Genomic DNA, 15,673 nt, shown 5'->3' with positions numbered 1-15,673 from the left:
ATTGGGCGCGCCCTTGCTGCCTGTGCCCGTGCTTCAGGCGATGGTTGTTACTGCGGCTGATAAATCGAATCGAATACGCCGCCGTCCGCGAAATGAGTCTTCTGCGCGTTGGTCCAGCCGCCGAACGAATCGTCGATCGTGTACAGCTTCAGCTTCGGAAACTTCGCGGTCAGATCGGCCGGCACCTTGTTCGAACGCGGACGATAGAAATTGCGCGCGGCGATCTCCTGCCCTTCCTCGCTATACAGGAAGTTCAGATACGCGTCGGCCAGCTTGCGCGTGCCGTGTTTGTCGACGACCTTGTCGACCACCGCGACCGGCGGCTCGGCCAGGATGCTCACCGTCGGCACCACGATCTCGAACTTGTCCGGACCGAACTCCTTCACCGACAGAAACGCCTCGTTTTCCCACGCGATCAGCACATCGCCGATACCGCGCTGCACGAAGCTGGTGGTCGCGCCGCGCGCGCCCGAATCGAGCACGCCGGCGTTCTTGTACAGCTTGCTGACGAACTCCTTGGCCTTCTGGTCGTTGCCGCCCGGCTGATGCTCGGCGTACGCCCACGCGGCCAGGTAGTTCCAGCGCGCGCCGCCCGAGGTCTTCGGATTCGGCGTCACGATCGACACGCCCGGCTTCACCAGATCGTCCCAATCCTTGATGTGCTTCGGGTTGCCCTTGCGCACCAGAAACACGATCGTCGACGTGTACGGCGAGGCGTTGTCCGGCAGACGCTTCTGCCAGTTCTTGTCGACCAGCCCCTTGTTCGCGATGGCGTCGATGTCGTAAGCGAGCGCGAGCGTCACGACGTCGGCCTGCAGACCGTCGACCACCGAGCGAGCCTGCGCGCCCGAGCCGCCGTGCGACTGCTTGAAGGTGACGGCTTCGCCGGTCTTGGCCTTCCATTCTTTGCCGAATGCCTGATTGATGTCCTGATACAGCTCGCGCGTCGGATCGTAGGACACGTTCAGCAGCGTGGTGTCGGCGTGCGCGACGCCGCTTGCGCCCAACATGCCGAGCGTACCCGCCGCGCCGACGGCAAGCGCCGTGATCAGTTTTCTGGTTCGAGCCGCGAGCCCCGTATGCCGATGGTCCATTTCAATATTTCTCCGCGTGATGTCCGCTGTTGAGCGTCTGGTGTTGTTTTGCGTCGCGGTCACGTGCACATGAGCGCTAACCCGGAAGCCAGTCTATCGAAGGGCTTTCATCATTAAAAATAATGTTTCTTCATTTTTTAATGCTCAAAAGTGGTAACGGCAGACGCGCCGGCTGTTCAGACGTCGAAATCGTCACCATGTCGCCGATAAACGACGCCCCAGCGCGCCCCTTGCGCCGAACCTAAAGTAAAGCTTGAAATGCGCCGAATACTGTATAAAAATACAGTCACCTGTTCATACATACAGTGGCCATGACCAAACTCACCGCACGACAGCAGCAGGTTTTCGATCTGATCCGCCGCGCGATCGAACGCACCGGCTTTCCGCCCACTCGCGCGGAAATTGCCGCCGAACTCGGTTTCAGCTCGGCCAATTCCGCGGAAGAGCATCTGCGCGCGCTGGCGCGCAAGGGCGTGATCGAACTCGCGGCCGGCGCGTCGCGCGGCATCCGCCTGCTGTCCGGGCAGGAGGATGCGCCGCACCAGTTCACGCTGCCGCATGCGGGCCTGATGCAGTTGTCATTGCCGCTGATCGGCCGGGTCGCGGCGGGTAGCCCGATCCTCGCGCAGGAACATATCTCGCAGCACTACGCGTGCGACCCGGCGCTGTTCTCGAGCAAGCCCGACTACCTGCTGAAGGTGCGCGGCCTGTCGATGCGCGACGCCGGCATTCTCGACGGCGACCTGCTCGCGGTGCAAAAGCGCAGCGAAGCGAAAGACGGCCAGATCATCATTGCGCGGCTTGGCGACGACGTGACGGTCAAGCGTCTGAAGCGCCGGCCGAACGGCCTCGAACTGATCGCCGAAAACCCCGACTACGACAACATCTTCGTGGAAAGCGGCAGCGCGGATTTCGCGCTCGAAGGGATCGCGGTCGGGCTGATTCGCCCCAGCGAGTTCTGATCTTTGTTGCCGGAACGCTCGCGCCGGTTTGTCCGAACCAAGCCGCATTAACGCCCGCATTAACGCCCGCATTACGCGCCCGCATTACGCCGCGCATTCAAGCCGCATCGTCTGGAGAGACTCATGGAACGCCTTGCCCGCCTGCTGCCTTTTCGCCAGTTCGGTCGTCTGCGCCATCTGCGCAAGCTCACGCCTTGCGCGCCGATCGAGGCGCCCGCGGCGCGCACGCCGTCGCTGTTCGACGTACCTGCCGAAGCTTGCGGTCTGCCGTCGTCGTTGCCGGCGTTTGCGCGCGTATCGCTGAATTCGGCGCTGAATATCGCGGAGCCCGCGCGCCGCGCTCCGGTGCGGGTCTATCATGGACCGTCGCGACTGATCATGGTCGGCACGGTGGACGCCGTATGCCGTATGATCGATCGTTGCATAGCCGACGAAGCCAACGTGCACGGCGCGGTGTTCGAAGCCTGAGCGAATTCTGAGCACGCATGCAATAAGCACTTCGGATGTTCAGAGATTCGCGCGGGATGGGATCGTTTCGACCTCGCCGTGGTCGACGTTAGATCATCACTGACGTGGAGTCCCATTCGATGACCATTCCGAAACGCACACCGGGCAGCGCCACCCGGCCGCTGCTGATCACGCTGATCGTGGTGATCGTGATTGCCGCGCTGGGGTTTATTTACGCGTCACCGTATCTCGCGGTGAACAATCTCAAACGCGCGGCTGACGCGCGTGACGTGCAAACCGTCAATCAGTACGTCGACTTCCCCGCGCTGCGCGATAGCCTGAAGCAGCAGGTGGGCGCCATGCTGACGCGCCGCCTCGAAGCGGATGCCGGCAACAAGATGGCCACGATCGGCGCGGTGATCGGCGTGACACTGATCGGCCCGCTCGTCGATGCCTATGCGACACCCGACGGCGTCGCGGCACTGCTGAACGGCATGCCGCCGCGCGGCACACCGGGCGAGCAACCGTCAGCACCGCCAGCCGCGGGCGGAGAAGCGCCGGCCGCATCGGCCGCGGGCGACACCACCACGCACGCAAGCGCGCCGCCGCCCGGGCGTCAAAGCACGGCCGGCTATCGGAGTCTCAACGAGTTTGTGGTCACGTACCGCCGCGGCGAAGGCAACGCGAACTATTCGGCTATCTTCCGTCGCGAAGGTCTGGTCACGTGGAAGCTCGCGGCGATCAATCTGAACGAGTGAGGTTCAAGCCGTGAACTGCGGAGATGCGCGGGCTGGCCATCGGAGCCAGCCGCGTGTCAGGTTTGTTCGTATTACGCCGCGGCCGCCTGCTGCTGCTCCTGCGCGGACGAGCACGCCACCAGAATGCTGCACGACACGCGGTCGAGCAGCGGCGTGTTGCCCGCCCCCATCCACCACCTCGACAAACCGGTCCGGCAGCGATGTCCGACCACCACGAGGTCGACGTGCAACTCGTTGGCAAGGTTGGCGATCTCGTCGATCGGATGACCGAATGCGAAATGCCCCTGCGCGTTCACGCCTCGCTCGGTCAGCCAGTTCACGCCCTCCTGCAGAATTTCGCGGGCCGTTTTTTCGAAGCTTCCGCAGGCCACATCGGTCAATAAGCCCGCGCTTTGCGCGATGCTGGAGCGCATGTCTACTACCGACAGCAGATGCGTTTCCGCCTTCAGGTCCAACGCCAGATCGGCGCCGCAACGCAGGGCTTTGCGGCCTTCGCGCGAGCCGTCGTAGCACAACAGGATTTTCCGGTAGCTCGCCATCTGTCTTCTCCCATTCGCGCGGAAAGCGCGGTCTGAATCAATCATGGTGCGCCGCAATTCGCCTTGCAAGAGATGGAAAACGCTAAGTGCATAATCGGTGCGTGCTGAAGCCGTCTGCACAAGCGTTGGGCCACCTGGAGCAGTGTTCGCACACGTTTGCGGCACCGCAAAAGTTCGTATGTGAACGCATCGCATCCCATGCATTACTCGTTCCCGGACACCCGCTCGCGTCAGTGGCCGATACCCTAGAATAAGCGGCCTGTGCGCAATGCGTGGGTCGCAGGTATGTTGTGTGTCTTGCGCGTACGTTATGTGTTCTTCCGGAGCCTCGCTCGAGTCATGCCCGCAGCCCCCATCGAATTCCATCAGGTCAGGAAAAACTACGGCGAAAAAACGGTCGTCGACGGATTGTCGTTTCATGTGAACACCGGCGAATGCTTCGGGCTCCTCGGCCCCAACGGCGCCGGCAAGACCACGACGCTGCGCATGCTGCTCGGCATCGCGGCGCCCGACGCCGGCGCGATCCGCCTGTGCGGCGAACCGATCCCTGGCCGCGCGCGCCTCGCGCGCTCGCGCGTGGGCGTCGTCCCGCAGTTCGACAACCTCGATCCCGATTTCACCGTGCGTGAAAATCTGCTCGTGTTCGGCCGCTACTTCGGTCTGAGCGCCGCGCAGTGTCGCGCGGCGGTGCCGGGTCTGCTCGAATTCGCCCGCCTCGAGAACAAGGCGGACGCACGCGTGAGCGAACTGTCGGGCGGCATGAAGCGGCGCCTTACGCTGGCGCGCGCGCTGATCAACGATCCCGACGTGCTGATCATGGACGAACCGACCACCGGTCTCGACCCGCAAGCGCGCCATCTGATCTGGGAGCGACTGAGATCGCTGCTCGCGCGCGGCAAGACCATCCTGCTGACCACGCACTTCATGGAAGAAGCCGAACGGCTCTGTCATCGACTGTGCGTGATCGAGGAAGGCCGCAAGATCGCAGAAGGCGCGCCGCGGGAGCTGATCGAGTCCGAGATCGGCTGCGACGTGATCGAGATCTATGGTCCCGATCCGTTTGCATTGCGCGACGAACTCGCACCGCTCGCCGAGCGCACCGAGATCAGCGGCGAGACCCTGTTCTGTTACGTGAACGACGCGCAGCCCGTGCATATGCGCCTGAAGCAGCGCGCGGATTTGCGCTATCTGCATCGGCCGGCGAATCTCGAAGATGTGTTTCTACGGCTCACCGGCCGCGAAATGCAGGACTGAACCCGCAGCGAGACACTTGATGGACGCACGCACCTACGAAACCCACGACGGCACGCCATCGGCACAAGAGCCGTTCGGCGCCTTCCCCGCCAATGCCACGAACTGGATCGCGGTGTGGCGCCGCAACTATCTGGTGTGGAAGAAGCTCGCGATTGCGTCGATGTTCGGCAACCTCGCCGATCCGATGATCTATCTGTTCGGTCTCGGCTTGGGGCTCGGGCTGATGGTCGGGCACGTCGACGGCGTGTCGTATATCTCGTTCCTCGCGGCGGGCACGGTGGCGTCGAGCGTGATGATGTCGGCGAGCTTCGAGTCGATGTATTCGGGCTTTTCGCGCATGCACGTGCAGCGAACGTGGGAGGCGATCATGCATACGCCGCTCACGCTCGGCGATATCGTGCTCGGCGAGGTAGTGTGGGCCGCCAGCAAATCGGTGTTGTCGGGAGTGGCGATCATGCTGGTGGCGGGCGCGCTCGGCTATGCGAGTTTTCCGTCGATGCTGCTCGCGCTGCCGGTCATCGTGCTGGCCGGTCTCGCGTTCGCCAGCCTCGCGATGATCGTGACGGCGCTCGCGCCGTCGTACGACTTTTTCATGTTCTATCAGACGCTCGTGCTCACGCCGATGCTGCTGCTCTCCGGCGTGTTCTTTCCGATCTCGCAGCTGCCCGGCCCCGCTCAAGCGGTGACCGCCGCGCTGCCGCTCGCCAATGCGGTCGATCTGATGCGCCCGGCGATGCTCGGCCGGCCGATGGAGCACGCGGCGCTGCATGTGAGCATACTGGCCGCTTATGCAGTCGGCGGCTTTATCGTGTCGGCGATCCTGTTTCGACACCGCATGATGAAGTAAGCCGAGCGCGCCGGTCGTCGCTGTGCGCGTTTGCTATCGTCGCGCGCTCAGTCCTCGTCATCGGTCCACGGAATGTCGACGTCGGAGATGAACGCGACCGTCGCGAACGGGCCGCCCTCGTGACGCCCGATCTTGCCATCGGCGCGCTGCCATTCGACCCGGAACACGGTGGCCGGATCGTCCGCGATCAGCCGCACCGTGCGCAATTCGTCGGGATCGGCATCCTCGACCGGACCGTCGAGCGAGATCAGCAGCGCCTGCGGCCATAAACCATCTGCGGGATCGTAAATCTTGTCGCCGTCGTGAATCAATGTGAAGGCTTCCACGCCGATGGTCGCCGACGCATCGACGATCATCTTGGCGAGCGCACGCAACAGCGCGGTCGCTCTCGCCGAATTTGCCTGGCGGATCGCGAGATCACCGCGCGTGAGCGCCTGCTCGAGTTTCGGATTGGTTTTCTGTTGCGCCATGGATGTGTTGGTCCTATCGCTCTGTTGTGGGCAACGCGCCATCGGGACGACGCGCCGCGTTTCTTTTTGGGGTGCATCTGTTGCCGTTTGTGTGCATCGCAGCATCGCGGGCTGAGCGGCCGGTCCGCGCTTCGACTGCCGTTGTTCTGCCGTTTCCCCTGATCGTGGCGCGCACCGTCAGGGTCGTTTTCTCAGGGCCGTCCTTGCCGTCCACCACAGTTTAGGTCGTGATTCGGATTCCGGGCGAACATTTGCCGCTTAGTGCGTGGCATGTGTCGCATTTCATGCATCGGCTCGCCGGCGACGCGGCGTGCGCTTGCCGCGCCCTCGGTCCGCCTTCGAGGCCTGAGCCCCGGCCGGCTTCGGATCCGCGATCCGTGCGATCAGATGGTCGCGAAACGCCCGCACCGACGGCGGCAACTCGCGCCCCGCCATCGTCTGCACCTGGATACTGCGCTGGCGCATCTGCGGGTCGGTCAGCGGAATCACGACGAAGCCGTCGGCCGCATAGCGGTCGCGCACCGACAGCAGCCCCGTGAACATGATCGCGCCGGACTTCTGCGCATAGCGATAACTCGCGCCACTGTTGTTGCAGATCAGATCCGGCTCGAGCAGGATGCCTTCGAGCGCGCAGGTGATGTCGATCAACTGGCGAAGCGTGGTGCCGGTCTCCGACAACACCAGCGGATAACGGCTCACCTCGGCGAGCGACAGCTTCGCGCGCGCCGCGAGCGGATGATCGGCGCGCACCAGCACGAACACCGGCGCGCGTTCGGTGTGCTCGACCTTGACGCCCTTCTCCGGCGCGAGGCTGAACGACAACGCGATGTCGACGTCACCGTCGCGCACATGCCGGGTCGCGTCGGCCGGCGACATCACAGTCAACGTGAAATCGATGCCGGGATGCTCGGCGCGGAACTCCGCGATCGCGGCGGGCAGGAAGTCGACCGCGAAGCCCTCGGCGGTCGCGATCTTGATCCGGCTGCCGTGCAGGCTAGCGAGACCGCTGAGCTCCTTCATCACGTGCTCGGCTTCCAGCAGGCTGCGTTGTGCGTACGCGAGCAGCCGCTCGCCCGCCTCGGACAGCGCCATGCCGCGCGGACGCCGCTCGAATAGCGTGACGCCGAGTTCGCTCTCGAGCCGCGCGATCTGCCGGCTGAGCGCCGATACCGCGACATGCAGCCGTTCGGACGCGTCGCTCAGCGAACCGCTGCGCGCGACTTCGACGAAATAACGCAACGCGATGCCATGCAGTGAACGTGCCATCCGGGACGCCTCGATCGAATCGGTTGCAACGGTGCGATGACGCTTTGCCTTTCCGGCAATGCAAGCTTCGAAACATGATCATTGTGACAAAAATGACGCGCTTCTAGAATCGATCGCAATGAGATCGCGGACAAATCGCCCGAAGGCCCTGCCATCGGGCCGCGGCCCTCTGCCCGCCTCGCCCATCACCCGCATTGGAGACACCGACATGAGCCGCCACCAGGCCATCGAGCTTGCCACCCGGCACTTCGAATCCGGCGCTTTTCTCGCCGACCTGAACCGCCGCGTCGGTATTCGCACCGAAAGCCAGGAAAGCGATCGCGGCGCGCTGCTGCGGTCTTATCTGACCAACGAAATCCAACCCCAAGCGAAGCGCCTCGGCTTCAGCGCGCGCATCGTCGATAACCCGGTCGACGGTTTCGGTCCGTTCCTGATCGCGAACCGTCACGAAGGCGATCATCTGCCGACCGTGCTGATCTACGGCCACGGCGACGTCGTGCGCGGCTACGACAGCCAGTGGCGCGCGCCGCTGACGCCGTGGGCGGTGACCATCGAAGGCGAGCGCTGGTTCGGTCGCGGCACCGCCGACAACAAAGGCCAGCACTCGATCAACCTCGCCGCGCTCGCGTGCACGCTCGCCGCGCGCGACGGCAAACTCGGCTTCAACACCAAGCTGCTGATCGAAATGGGCGAGGAAACCGGCTCGCCGGGGCTCGATGCGGTCTGCCGCGCGCACCGCGACGAACTCGCCGCCGACGTGCTGATCGCCTCCGACGGCCCGCGTCTCGCCGCGCGTCGTCCGACCGTGTTTCTCGGCTCGCGCGGCGCGGTCAATTTCAAGCTGTCGCTGAACCTGCGCGACGGCGCGCATCACTCGGGCAACTGGGGCGGCCTGTTGCGCAATCCGGCGACGGTGCTCGCCAACGCGCTCGCGAGTCTCGTCGATGCGCGCGGCGTGATCACAGTCGACGGCCTGCGTCCGCCGCCGATCCCGGAGGCCGTGCGCCGCGCGCTTGCCGACATCACGGTGGGCGACGGTCCTGGCGACCCCACCGTCGACGACAACTGGGGCGAGCCGGGGCTTTCCGCGCCCGAGCGCGTGTTCGGCTGGAACAGCTTCGAAGTGCTGGCCTTCAAGGCGGGCAATCCGGAGAACCCGGTCAACGCGATTCCGCCGTCGGCGTTCGCGGTCTGCCAGTTGCGTTTCGTGGTCGGCACGGATTGGGAAAATCTCGGCAAGCATCTGCGCGCGCATCTCGATGCGCACGGCTTTCAGCTGGTCGAAATCGACGTCGAACGCGGCGCACCGGCCACACGGCTCGATCCCGACGATCCGTGGGTCACATGGGCGCTAGCGTCGCTCGAAGCGACCACCGGCAAGAAGACCGCGCTGCTGCCGAATCTCGGCGGCACGCTGCCGAACGAGGTATTCGCCGACACGCTCGGTCTGCCGACGATCTGGGTGCCGCATTCTTATCCGGCCTGCTCGCAGCATGCGCCGAACGAGCACCTTCTAGGCCCGGTGGTGCGTGAGGGCCTGCAGATGATGGCGGGACTGTTCTGGGATCTCGGCGAGAATTCGCCGCTTGCGGCAAAGCGCGAGGAAGTGGATGCGGCAAAGGCCGCGACTTGAGTTCGGCTCGCGCCGATTGATTCGCGGTGCCTGCCGCGGCCGCCCCGGCATTCTGCTGGGGCGACCGAGGCAAGCGCGTCGCGCTTACCTCGGCACCGACATCAAGGCGCCGGATTCGGCTGCAGCTCGTGCAGCTTGTCGATTTCCGCAAGCAATTCCGGCGACAGCTTGACGTCCGCGCTCGCGATGTTTTCCTTCAACTGCTCGAGCGACGTCGCGCCGATCAGATTGCTGGTCACGAACGGCCGGCTATTGACGAACGCGAGCGCGAATTGCGCGGGCGACATGCCGTGGCGCTTCGCGAGCTCGACATAACGGGTGGTCGCCTGCACGGCTTGCGGCTTGCTGTAGCGCGCGAAGCGCTCGAACAGCGTGATGCGTGCGCCGGCCGGACCTGCGCCGCCTTCGTACTTGCCTGACAGCCAGCCGAACGCGAGCGGCGAGTACGCGAGCAGACCGATGTTGTCGCGATGCGCGTACTCGGACAGACCCGCTTCGTACGTGCGGTTCAACAGGCTGTACGGATTCTGGATGCTGACGATGCGCGGCAAGCCGAGCTTTTCGGCCGCGCGCAGAAACTGCGCGACGCCCCACGGCGTTTCGTTCGACACGCCGACATGGCGCACCTTGCCAGCCTTCACGAATTCGGCGAGCACAGTCAGCGTTTCCTCGATCGGCACCGTGTACGCGTCGTCGACCCACGGATATGACGGACGGCCGAAGGTCATCGTGCTGCGATCGGGCCAATGCAGCTGATACAGATCGACGTAGTCCGTTTGCAGACGTTTGAGGCTGTCGTTGAGCGCCTCGGTCAGGTTCTTGCGGTCGAACTGGTTGCCTTCGCCGCGAATATGGCGCGGATTGTGCGGCTGACGCGCGGGACCCGCGATCTTGGTGGCGAGCACGATCTTCTCGCGCGCGGACTTGTGCTGCGCGAGCCACGTGCCGATGTAGCGCTCCGTCGAACCTTGAGTTTCGGCGCGCGGCGGCACCGGATACATTTCGGCGGTGTCGATCAGGTTCACGCCGTGATCGAGCGCGTAGTCGATCTGCGCGTGTGCTTCCTGCTCGGTGTTCTGCTCGCCCCACGTCATCGTGCCGAGACCAATCAGGCTGACCTGCACGTCGGAGTCGCCGAGTCTGCGGTATTCCATCTAACTTGTCCTGTTGAAGAGGTGAACGGAAAGCGCAGACGTTACCACGCCGGCGCATTGCCTGCAGCAAGGCTAGAATGCGGGGCCATGCGTTGCTGCGCGCCGCCTGCGATTTGCGTAGTACACGCTTTGCGCTCATGAGGCGCGCTTCATCATGACTTCGTTGCCATGAATCAGGAACACCTCGAATTGCTGGTCACGCGCATGATGCCCTACGGGAAATATAAAGGCCGCGTGATCGCCGACCTGCCCGGCCACTATTTGAACTGGTTCGCGAGCCAGGGCTTTCCGCCCGGCGAGATCGGCCGGCTGCTCGCGTTGATGCACGAGATCGATCACAACGGTTTGAAACCGCTGCTCGATCCCTTGCGCAAACCGAAGCCCAACGAGCGTTGAGAGCGTCTCCGTGAAAGCGTTGCCAAGCCCGCCGAAAGTCGCGGCGCAGGCAGGCCGCAAGCAATGTCGGGCAGTCCGAATTCAGACAGGTTTTTTCCTTGCGGATCGCGATTGCATGGCCTTTAATCGGCTTAGGTCGTCGCGCTGTGGAACGTCGATAGTGAAGTGGTTCAGTCATCGTTCACTCCACTGTTTCCTTGTGTTCCGGCGCCGTGCGATCCCCCGCCTTCGTGACTGCCTGTATGTCCATGTCGCAATTCAACCTGTCCGCGTTGCTCGACTTCATCGGTCACGATCTGTCGCCGGTGCGTGCGGTCATCCTGTTCTTCGTGATCGGCTACGTCGTGGTCGGACTACCCGTGCATTTCCGCCAGGGTGCGGCCTCGCGTGACGTGTGGGGCACGGCTGCCGGCGTGACGATGGCGGCGATCTATGCGGCGTTCATTGCCGGCGTGTACCCTTGGCTGCATCACGTGTCGGTGATCGCGCATTGAGCGCCGGCCGCCGCCAGCTCGGGGCCGAAGCCTTCCCATAGCGGTTCGAGCAATTCGCGTCGCGGCCGCCAGCGCCGCATCGACGTGCGATACAACGGCCGGCGCACCTGCGCCGAACTCGCGGCGCTCACAGGCCGCGTCGTCTCGTGAAATAGGAGGCAACGTTCGTCCCACTCGAGTCCGCGATGCGCGAGCATGCGACGCACGTTCGGCTCGAGATCGTCGGCCAGTTCCTCGAATTCGATCTCGAGCCTCAAGTCCCGGGGGAAGAACGCGCCGTTAGTGGGCCATCAACTGATCGTAGGCGCGGTGACAGATAGTCCGCGCCGAGAGCACTCCACTGCGCCGCGCCCGCTTTGTTCAACGTCTCGACGTCGATCCGCAGCGGATCGTCTGCATCGCATCGCTTGCGACTCAAAAGACGAATCGTCCGACGGAAGTTAGCAGCGATGCCCTTGAGTAGCGTTTCGAATGGTTAACGAAGTGTTACCGCAGCGCCGTTCGGTAAGACGCGGGAAGATTGGCGGAAAGGTCGACCATCGCGGCAACGGCTCGCATGGTCGAAGCCCCAAGCGCACAGCGGGACCGCCGACGCCGGTAACGCTCGGACACAAACGCGGCCGAACTCCATTGCGCGCGGTTTTTCTGAGGTTTACGTGAAGGAGAAAACCGTGACCAGGCTCATTGCATCGATGACGCTGCTAGCGGCCGTGGCAGCGAGCATCACTGGATGCGCCGTCGCGCCGCCAGCGGACTACGGCTATGCGCAACCCTATTATCCCTACGCGTACGGACCGCCTTACTACGGGCCGGTGTACGGCTCGATTGGTTTCTACGGCGGTTTTGGCGGGCCGTGCTGCTATTACGGCCATGGCTATTGGCACGGTCGCGGCGGATGGCATGGCGGTGGTTGGCACGGCGGGCACGGCGGATGGCATGGGGGGGCCGGCGGATGGCACGGCGGCGGCTTCGGCGGCATGCACGGCGGCGGCAGCGCGTGGACCGGTGGTGGCGGGATGGGGGGACATGGACACTGAGGCATTCAGGCATTGAGGCCTTGATGCATCGACGAACCGGTGCCCGCCTCCGTCGCGACAGTGACACGACTTCAGCGCGCCCGGCGCTTTCTGGCCTTGCGGTAAAATTATCGTTTTGATTCAAGCCCGCTCGGCCGTTCCATGTCTTTACCCCGCACTCCCAGCCCCCGCCGCGTGTCCGTCGCCCCGATGATGGACTGGACGGATCGTCATTGCCGCTCGCTGCATCGAATGATTTCGCGCCATACGTGGCTTTACACGGAAATGGTGACGACCGGTGCGCTGCTGCACGGCGACGTGCCGCGTCATCTCGCGTTCACGCCCGACGAAGCGCCGGTCGCGCTGCAACTCGGCGGCAGCGAGCCCGACGATCTCGCGCGTTCGGCAAAGCTCGGCGAGCAATGGGGCTATGACGAAATCAACCTGAATTGCGGCTGCCCGTCCGAGCGCGTGCAACGCGGCGCGTTCGGCGCATGCCTGATGAACGAGCCGCAACTCGTCGCCGATTGCGTGAAGGCGATGCGCGACGTCGTATCGGTGCCGGTCACGGTCAAGCACCGCATCGGCGTCGATACGGTTCAGGAATACGGCTTCGTCCGCGATTTCGTCGGCACGATCGCGCAAGCCGGCTGCGACGTGTTCATCGTTCATGCGCGCAACGCGATCCTGAAGGGCTTGAGCCCGAAGGAAAACCGCGAAATTCCGCCGCTCAAGTACGACTACGCATATCAGTTGAAGCGCGATTTTCCGCAGTTGGAGATCATCATCAATGGCGGTATCAAGACGCTCGACGAAGTCGACACGCATCTTCAGCACGTCGACGGCGTGATGCTCGGGCGCGAGGCGTATCACAACCCGTACGTGCTCGCCGATGTCGACGCGCGCTTCTATGGGGCAACGCAGGCGCCGCTGACGCGCGATCAGGTCGAAGCGAAACTGATCGAGTATTGCGCGACCGAAATGGCGCGCGGAACCTATCTCGGCGCGATCACACGCCATGCGCTCGGGCTGTATCGCGGCGAAGCTGGCGCGCGCGGTTGGCGTCGAGTTTTGTCCGACAGCAAGCGGCTTGCAGCCCGCGATCTGACCATCTTCGACGAAGCGAGACAGCATCTGCGCGAGCCCCTCGAAATTTTTGAATAAAGGACTAGGCAAAGCCAGATCTAGTCCCTATAATCTCGTTTCTTCGTCGGCGAGACAGGTTTTTAAAGCAAGTCAAGCAGATGTTAGTGGTGGCTGTAGCTCAGTTGGTAGAGTCCAGGATTGTGATTCCTGTCGTCGTGGGTTCGAGTCCCATCAGCCACCCCAGAGAATTCAAGCAAACGGCGTTGTGAGCAATCACAACGCCGTTTTCGTTTTGCTGGCAGCCTTCTGCGTTTTCCATGATGAACGTGCGGTCTTCCGGCCCGCATCACCCCTTCCCGCCTCCTCTCTATCCTCGAAAACCGCTTGGCCAGCGGGGCCGGATCACCGCTCTGCCTTGCCGCGCTTAGGTCTGAACGATTGTTTCTTCGTCGGGAATAGTAATTTCAGATTATCGGCACAAATTCTCGATAGTAGGGGTATACACTGCCTTCCATCGACGTTGCAGACACCTGGTTCACTGGCTCCTGCAACATCTTCCTGAAATGCAGTCGAAACGTTATCGGAGTCCTACCATGAAGACCAAGTTTATCGCCGCCCTGCTGGTTGCCGCTTCCGCCTCGATCGCCGCTCCCGCTTTCGCAAGCGGCTATGGTCCGGCGCCGTACTATCGTCCGTCGGTTGGCGCGCCGGCTTCGCAACAAGGCCAGAACGCGCAGACCGTCGCTGCTGAAAGCGCCAACGCGCAATCGAATGCGTACGGTGGCGTGAATAGCGTGTCGACCCAATCGGGCTCGCGCGGCGAGTCCAAGTCGGGCCCGCAATCGGTGTACTTCGGCCACTAAGCCGCCAGCAGTAGCAGTACCGTCGGATCCGCTGCCTCTGCAGGCAGCGATCAAACTGGGCGCCGCGCATGCAGTATCGATGCCGGCGCCCAGTTGCGTTTACGCCGGCTGTAGTGCGCCCAGCACCGTTGCGTCGCGACGAGGCTATCCGCCATTAGCTTGCCAGCCCCGCGTCGATCAACTCGCGCGCCGCACTGAAAGCCGCCTCGGCGGCCGCATGCTCGGTGGACCACAAGCTATCGATATGCACGAACTGCCAGTCGACCACCGTTGAATCGTCGCGCAGCACCCGGAAATGCGCCTTGACGCCGGTCAGCACCTGTTCGACCGCCACCTCGATGTCATAGTCGCCATAGCGCGCCTGATAGTCGCCCATGTCGACGCCCTTCGGCTCCATGTTCGTCTCCGTGGTTTCGCTGATCGCGGGCAAACGAACGCGCGCGACTCACCCGCGACGCGCCGCCTCGCCCTTCACCCCGGCCGCGCGGCCGGCCGCCGATCAGCGGATCAATTGCAGTCGCCGGAAAGATACTGCCGGCCGTTGCAGTTGATTTCGACCCCACCGCTGCCCGCTTCGGCGACGAGGTCGCATGCCAGCAACTCCGCCGCGACGGACTGCGCCACTTCGGGCGCCGTCTGTCCGACGCCGACGTCGTTCAGACGCCGCAACGCTTCGACCGCTTCGGGACTCAAGGACTTCGACATGGCCGTCTCCGTCGGAATGGTCAATTCATCGTAGCAAGTTTCATCGGCGGATGCAGGCGTGCGCGCCCGCAGCGGCCCCGGAACACAGTCTGCTACTAGTGAGTCGTGCACACAGCCGCGTGTCTACGGACGACGCGCGACATCGAAGGAGAACGACATGAAGCGAGGCAATTGGGCCACCCTAACGGCCACTGCTGCAGCGCTGGCGGCGCTGCTCGCGGGCGGCGCGAACGCCGTCGCGCAGACGGCGTCCAGCGCGCCGCCGGATAGTCATGCGCCGATGGCCAAACCGCCCGAGGCGGCATCGGGCGCCGGGGGTTCGAGCAACCCGGACAACATGCCGATCAAGCGACCGACGAAGCCAACCAACGACCACATGTCGCACGAGCCGCCAGCAAGCGGCGCAAACGCGAAGTAGCCGCTGCGCACGCCGCTCGCGCTAGCGCAACGTCGTCAAAGCCGCGTCAAAGCCGCGCAATCGACACCTCGGTCGACTTCACGAGCGCGACCACCTCCGAGCCGACTTTCAGTTCGAGTTCGTCGACCGAGCGCGTCGTGATCACCGACGTGACGATGCCGAACGGCGTCTCCACGTCGACTTCGGACACAACCGAGCCGCGAATGATTTCCTTGACCTTGCCTTTGAATTGATTGCGCACGTTGATGGCGGAAATGCTCATTTCAGATAA

Annotated in this window: 21 protein-coding genes and 1 tRNA gene; 13 read left to right on the top strand and 9 right to left on the bottom strand. The window is 63.5% G+C overall.

Annotation, left to right across the window (positions count from 1 at the left end; translation table 11 throughout):
- Positions 1–47 precede the first annotated feature (47 nt).
- Complete coding sequence (locus tag AB3X86_RS20035; protein ID WP_176119926.1) at positions 48–1,094, bottom strand: sulfate ABC transporter substrate-binding protein; 1,047 nt, start codon at positions 1,092–1,094, stop codon at positions 48–50.
- Positions 1,095–1,405: 311 nt separating this feature from the next.
- Between AB3X86_RS20035 and lexA the strand changes: the two genes are divergently transcribed.
- From lexA to AB3X86_RS20020, 3 genes are all read left to right on the top strand, one after another.
- A complete protein-coding gene (gene lexA / locus AB3X86_RS20030) occupies positions 1,406–2,056 on the top strand; it encodes a transcriptional repressor LexA (protein WP_368597347.1) in 651 nt (216 codons plus the stop codon).
- Positions 2,057–2,179: 123 nt separating this feature from the next.
- Positions 2,180–2,524, top strand: coding sequence for a hypothetical protein (locus tag AB3X86_RS20025; protein WP_176367783.1), 345 nt, complete (start codon positions 2,180–2,182; stop codon positions 2,522–2,524).
- Positions 2,525–2,643: 119 nt separating this feature from the next.
- The gene (locus tag AB3X86_RS20020) at positions 2,644–3,261 is read left to right on the top strand and encodes a DUF2939 domain-containing protein (protein WP_368597346.1); all 618 of its coding nucleotides are present in this window, start codon (positions 2,644–2,646) and stop codon (positions 3,259–3,261) included.
- Between the two features lie 71 nt (positions 3,262–3,332).
- On the opposite strand, the gene AB3X86_RS20015 is transcribed toward AB3X86_RS20020, so the two are convergent.
- Complete coding sequence (locus AB3X86_RS20015) at positions 3,333–3,800, bottom strand: universal stress protein (protein ID WP_368597345.1); 468 nt, start codon at positions 3,798–3,800, stop codon at positions 3,333–3,335.
- A 339-nt stretch (positions 3,801–4,139) separates the two neighbouring features.
- Here AB3X86_RS20015 and nodI point away from each other — a divergent pair, with 339 nt between their 5' ends.
- Positions 4,140–5,054, top strand: coding sequence for a nodulation factor ABC transporter ATP-binding protein NodI (gene nodI, locus AB3X86_RS20010; RefSeq protein WP_176108698.1), 915 nt, complete (start codon positions 4,140–4,142; stop codon positions 5,052–5,054).
- Between the two features lie 19 nt (positions 5,055–5,073).
- Positions 5,074–5,901: an ABC transporter permease gene (locus AB3X86_RS20005; RefSeq protein ID WP_368597344.1), complete on the top strand. Its 828-nt coding sequence runs from the start codon at positions 5,074–5,076 to the stop codon at positions 5,899–5,901.
- Between the two features lie 47 nt (positions 5,902–5,948).
- Here AB3X86_RS20005 and AB3X86_RS20000 read toward each other — a convergent pair whose 3' ends face one another.
- Positions 5,949–6,371, bottom strand: coding sequence for a hypothetical protein (locus AB3X86_RS20000; protein ID WP_013089291.1), 423 nt, complete (start codon positions 6,369–6,371; stop codon positions 5,949–5,951).
- Between the two features lie 282 nt (positions 6,372–6,653).
- Positions 6,654–7,637 (bottom strand): LysR family transcriptional regulator, encoded by a 984-nt coding sequence (locus AB3X86_RS19995; protein ID WP_368597343.1) that lies wholly within the window; start codon positions 7,635–7,637, stop codon positions 6,654–6,656.
- A gap of 208 nt (positions 7,638–7,845) precedes the next feature.
- On the opposite strand from AB3X86_RS19995, the gene AB3X86_RS19990 reads away from it, so the two are divergent.
- Complete coding sequence (locus tag AB3X86_RS19990; RefSeq protein ID WP_368597342.1) at positions 7,846–9,270, top strand: M20 family metallopeptidase; 1,425 nt, start codon at positions 7,846–7,848, stop codon at positions 9,268–9,270.
- A gap of 101 nt (positions 9,271–9,371) precedes the next feature.
- Here AB3X86_RS19990 and AB3X86_RS19985 read toward each other — a convergent pair whose 3' ends face one another.
- Positions 9,372–10,424: an NADP(H)-dependent aldo-keto reductase gene (locus tag AB3X86_RS19985; RefSeq protein ID WP_368597341.1), complete on the bottom strand. Its 1,053-nt coding sequence runs from the start codon at positions 10,422–10,424 to the stop codon at positions 9,372–9,374.
- 168 nt (positions 10,425–10,592) lie between these two features.
- Here AB3X86_RS19985 and AB3X86_RS19980 point away from each other — a divergent pair, with 168 nt between their 5' ends.
- Both AB3X86_RS19980 and AB3X86_RS19975 read left to right on the top strand, forming a co-directional pair.
- On the top strand, positions 10,593–10,820 hold the full coding sequence (locus tag AB3X86_RS19980; protein WP_368597340.1) for a DUF3820 family protein: 228 nt from the start codon (positions 10,593–10,595) through the stop codon (positions 10,818–10,820).
- A gap of 248 nt (positions 10,821–11,068) precedes the next feature.
- Entirely contained in the window at positions 11,069–11,314 is a 246-nt protein-coding gene (locus AB3X86_RS19975) for a hypothetical protein (RefSeq protein ID WP_176367880.1), read from the top strand.
- On the opposite strand, the gene AB3X86_RS19970 is transcribed toward AB3X86_RS19975, so the two are convergent.
- Positions 11,290–11,571 (bottom strand): hypothetical protein, encoded by a 282-nt coding sequence (locus AB3X86_RS19970; protein ID WP_368597339.1) that lies wholly within the window; start codon positions 11,569–11,571, stop codon positions 11,290–11,292. The two genes, AB3X86_RS19975 and AB3X86_RS19970, sit on opposite strands and share 25 nt — an antisense overlap.
- Positions 11,572–11,985: 414 nt before the next feature.
- Between AB3X86_RS19970 and AB3X86_RS19965 the strand changes: the two genes are divergently transcribed.
- The 4 genes from AB3X86_RS19965 to AB3X86_RS19950 all read left to right on the top strand — a co-directional run bounded on the left by AB3X86_RS19965 (position 11,986) and on the right by AB3X86_RS19950 (position 14,279).
- Positions 11,986–12,351 carry a hypothetical protein gene (locus AB3X86_RS19965; RefSeq protein ID WP_176377903.1) on the top strand — a complete coding sequence of 122 codons (366 nt, stop codon included), beginning with the start codon at positions 11,986–11,988 and terminating at the stop codon, positions 12,349–12,351.
- Between the two features lie 141 nt (positions 12,352–12,492).
- Positions 12,493–13,494 (top strand): tRNA dihydrouridine(20/20a) synthase DusA, encoded by a 1,002-nt coding sequence (dusA, locus tag AB3X86_RS19960; RefSeq protein WP_368597338.1) that lies wholly within the window; start codon positions 12,493–12,495, stop codon positions 13,492–13,494.
- Positions 13,495–13,583: 89 nt separating this feature from the next.
- A tRNA-His gene (locus AB3X86_RS19955) sits at positions 13,584–13,659 on the top strand.
- Between the two features lie 350 nt (positions 13,660–14,009).
- Positions 14,010–14,279 (top strand): hypothetical protein, encoded by a 270-nt coding sequence (locus AB3X86_RS19950; RefSeq protein WP_368597337.1) that lies wholly within the window; start codon positions 14,010–14,012, stop codon positions 14,277–14,279.
- A 154-nt stretch (positions 14,280–14,433) separates the two neighbouring features.
- Here AB3X86_RS19950 and AB3X86_RS19945 read toward each other — a convergent pair whose 3' ends face one another.
- Positions 14,434–14,676, bottom strand: a complete 243-nt coding sequence (locus AB3X86_RS19945) for a DUF6566 family protein (protein WP_368597336.1) — start codon at positions 14,674–14,676, stop codon at positions 14,434–14,436.
- Positions 14,677–14,786: 110 nt separating this feature from the next.
- The gene (locus tag AB3X86_RS19940) at positions 14,787–14,984 is read right to left on the bottom strand and encodes a hypothetical protein (RefSeq protein WP_013089281.1); all 198 of its coding nucleotides are present in this window, start codon (positions 14,982–14,984) and stop codon (positions 14,787–14,789) included.
- A gap of 157 nt (positions 14,985–15,141) precedes the next feature.
- Here AB3X86_RS19940 and AB3X86_RS19935 point away from each other — a divergent pair, with 157 nt between their 5' ends.
- Positions 15,142–15,402 (top strand): hypothetical protein, encoded by a 261-nt coding sequence (locus tag AB3X86_RS19935; protein WP_368597335.1) that lies wholly within the window; start codon positions 15,142–15,144, stop codon positions 15,400–15,402.
- 46 nt (positions 15,403–15,448) lie between these two features.
- Here the strand turns inward: AB3X86_RS19935 and AB3X86_RS19930 are convergent, their stop codons facing one another.
- Complete coding sequence (locus tag AB3X86_RS19930; RefSeq protein ID WP_008922916.1) at positions 15,449–15,664, bottom strand: molybdopterin-binding protein; 216 nt, start codon at positions 15,662–15,664, stop codon at positions 15,449–15,451.
- Between the last annotated feature and the right edge of the window lie 9 nt (positions 15,665–15,673).

This window comes from Paraburkholderia sp. BR14374 (assembly GCF_040948685.1).
Classification (GTDB): domain Bacteria; phylum Pseudomonadota; class Gammaproteobacteria; order Burkholderiales; family Burkholderiaceae; genus Paraburkholderia; species Paraburkholderia youngii.
The sequence above is the reverse complement of the archived record's forward strand: the minus strand, read 5'-3'. Positions and strand labels throughout refer to the sequence as shown.

Coding starts and splice junctions, on each gene's coding strand:
- AB3X86_RS20035 (WP_176119926.1), bottom strand. CDS start 1,094: ATGGACCATCGGCATACGGGGCTCGCGGCTCGAACCAGAAAACTGATC.
- lexA (WP_368597347.1), top strand. CDS start 1,406: ATGACCAAACTCACCGCACGACAGCAGCAGGTTTTCGATCTGATCCGC.
- AB3X86_RS20025 (WP_176367783.1), top strand. CDS start 2,180: ATGGAACGCCTTGCCCGCCTGCTGCCTTTTCGCCAGTTCGGTCGTCTG.
- AB3X86_RS20020 (WP_368597346.1), top strand. CDS start 2,644: ATGACCATTCCGAAACGCACACCGGGCAGCGCCACCCGGCCGCTGCTG.
- AB3X86_RS20015 (WP_368597345.1), bottom strand. CDS start 3,800: ATGGCGAGCTACCGGAAAATCCTGTTGTGCTACGACGGCTCGCGCGAA.
- nodI (WP_176108698.1), top strand. CDS start 4,140: ATGCCCGCAGCCCCCATCGAATTCCATCAGGTCAGGAAAAACTACGGC.
- AB3X86_RS20005 (WP_368597344.1), top strand. CDS start 5,074: ATGGACGCACGCACCTACGAAACCCACGACGGCACGCCATCGGCACAA.
- AB3X86_RS20000 (WP_013089291.1), bottom strand. CDS start 6,371: ATGGCGCAACAGAAAACCAATCCGAAACTCGAGCAGGCGCTCACGCGC.
- AB3X86_RS19995 (WP_368597343.1), bottom strand. CDS start 7,637: ATGGCACGTTCACTGCATGGCATCGCGTTGCGTTATTTCGTCGAAGTC.
- AB3X86_RS19990 (WP_368597342.1), top strand. CDS start 7,846: ATGAGCCGCCACCAGGCCATCGAGCTTGCCACCCGGCACTTCGAATCC.
- AB3X86_RS19985 (WP_368597341.1), bottom strand. CDS start 10,424: ATGGAATACCGCAGACTCGGCGACTCCGACGTGCAGGTCAGCCTGATT.
- AB3X86_RS19980 (WP_368597340.1), top strand. CDS start 10,593: ATGAATCAGGAACACCTCGAATTGCTGGTCACGCGCATGATGCCCTAC.
- AB3X86_RS19975 (WP_176367880.1), top strand. CDS start 11,069: ATGTCGCAATTCAACCTGTCCGCGTTGCTCGACTTCATCGGTCACGAT.
- dusA (WP_368597338.1), top strand. CDS start 12,493: ATGTCTTTACCCCGCACTCCCAGCCCCCGCCGCGTGTCCGTCGCCCCG.
- AB3X86_RS19950 (WP_368597337.1), top strand. CDS start 14,010: ATGAAGACCAAGTTTATCGCCGCCCTGCTGGTTGCCGCTTCCGCCTCG.
- AB3X86_RS19945 (WP_368597336.1), bottom strand. CDS start 14,676: ATGGAGCCGAAGGGCGTCGACATGGGCGACTATCAGGCGCGCTATGGC.
- AB3X86_RS19940 (WP_013089281.1), bottom strand. CDS start 14,984: ATGTCGAAGTCCTTGAGTCCCGAAGCGGTCGAAGCGTTGCGGCGTCTG.
- AB3X86_RS19935 (WP_368597335.1), top strand. CDS start 15,142: ATGAAGCGAGGCAATTGGGCCACCCTAACGGCCACTGCTGCAGCGCTG.
- AB3X86_RS19930 (WP_008922916.1), bottom strand. CDS start 15,664: ATGAGCATTTCCGCCATCAACGTGCGCAATCAATTCAAAGGCAAGGTC.